This is a genomic window from Caballeronia sp. BR00000012568055 (genome assembly GCF_029439455.1).
In the GTDB taxonomy this organism is placed as follows: Bacteria; Pseudomonadota; Gammaproteobacteria; order Burkholderiales; family Burkholderiaceae; genus Caballeronia.
The window spans coordinates 1-1,596 of sequence record NZ_JAQFVG010000151.1; the positions used below are offsets into that span (position 1 = coordinate 1).

2 protein-coding genes are annotated in these 1,596 nt (G+C 58.9%); both read right to left on the minus strand.

The features are described from left to right. On the minus strand, positions 1–696 hold a 696-nt coding region (locus tag P7F28_RS08135; protein WP_277184001.1), incomplete at its 3' end, for a PA4780 family RIO1-like protein kinase. A 258-nt stretch (positions 697–954) separates the two neighbouring features. Further along, the coding region (locus P7F28_RS08140; protein ID WP_277184002.1) for a gamma-glutamyl-gamma-aminobutyrate hydrolase family protein at positions 955–1,596 on the minus strand (642 nt) is incomplete at its 5' end.

Genomic DNA, 1,596 nt, shown 5'->3' on the forward strand with positions numbered 1-1,596 from the left:
CAACGACCAGATCTCCTTTCCATATTCAGTACTCAGAAGTTCTGGCGCAAACCGGCCGAAGTAACTAGCGAGGTTATCGACATCGCGCATGAGCATGGCGGCGGCCTGATTGTTGCCCGCGGCATCGACAGCCTGAGGTAAATCGATGATCACCGGACCTTCAGCCGCAAGCAGGATGTTGTATTCAGACAGGTCGCCGTGAATGATCCCGGCGCACAGCATCCGGACTACCTGGCGCAGAAGCAGCGCGTGCATTTCGAGTGCGCGGGCTTCGGTCAGATCGACGTCGTTCAGGCGCGGAGCGACATGGCCGGACTCGTCGAGCACGAGTTCCATCAACAGCACGCCGTCGGTGCAGATATACGGTTGCGGCACGCGCACGCCTTCGTTGGCGAGCCTGAACAGCGCATCGACTTCGGCGTTTTGCCACGATTCCTCTTGTATCTGCCGGCCATAACGCGTGCCTTTTTCCATCGCGCGCATCTGCCGGCTGTTCTTGACCTTGCGGCCATCCCGATACGACGTGGCCTGCCGAAAGCTGCGCTGCTTCGCATCTTTGTAGACCTTGGCGCAACGCATGGAATCGCCACAACGCACCATGTAGACGGTGGCCTCTTTGCCGCTCATCAACTGGCCGATGACCTCATCGATCAGGCCTTCTTCAAGAAGCGGTGCAAGCCGTTTAGGTACTTTCATGCGCGGCTCCGGCGCGGCTCGTGGCGTTGGCGTTCGAGATTCGTGGAAGGCAGGCGGTGCGCATACGTGCGCGCGCTCAGGCGGGCACTCAGGCGCGTAGTGGCGAGGGGAAACGAGGAAGTCATGCCGGATTATAAGGCGAGAGGAAGAGACGGATCAGTCTCCCGGCGAGCACGTCGTGGGTTTTGATTCGACGTCCTGCATCGATGTTTCAACGAAAAGCGGGCGCGTTCGGGTCTAAGTGCGTGCGATAAATGATCATGAAGGCAACTTTGTCAACCTTAGACGCAGATAGGCCGCGCATTCGCGCCCAAAGCGCGCCCAGACAGCACAGTTCACGACGCTGTCCCTCACATACCACTCGGGATGCCATTGCACACCGAAGATTGGCGCACTGATATGCGAGATCGCCTCGATGGTGCCATCCTCGGCATATGCATCGACACGCAATCCGTCCGCCAACGCCGCGATACCTTGCCCATGCAGCGAGTTCACACGAGTTGGACGGTCGCTTGAGGAGCGTGTCCGGATCGCCTCGTCAAGCCAGCCTCCGCGGACAAAAGCGACGTCGTGTGCATCTCGATAGCGTTCTTCGAAGGCTAGGGCGCGGTTCGCCCGATGATCCAGCTTTCCCGGCTCCGCGTGAAGTGTCGCGTACAAAGAGCCTCTCAACGCAACATTGATTTCCTGCATACTTCGGCATATACCGAGCACCGGACGCCCCGACGTTACAGCCTCTCGGACGATACGTATCGCCATTGCGTCGCGCGTTCGGTCAAGCGATCCTACTTGCTGTTGATTACCGGCGTACAGCGAAACATCGATGTTGCTCGCTCCACCCGGCAGGAGGATCCCATCGAGACGATCGAGCAGCGTGTCCAGATTTCGATCACTTGCAAG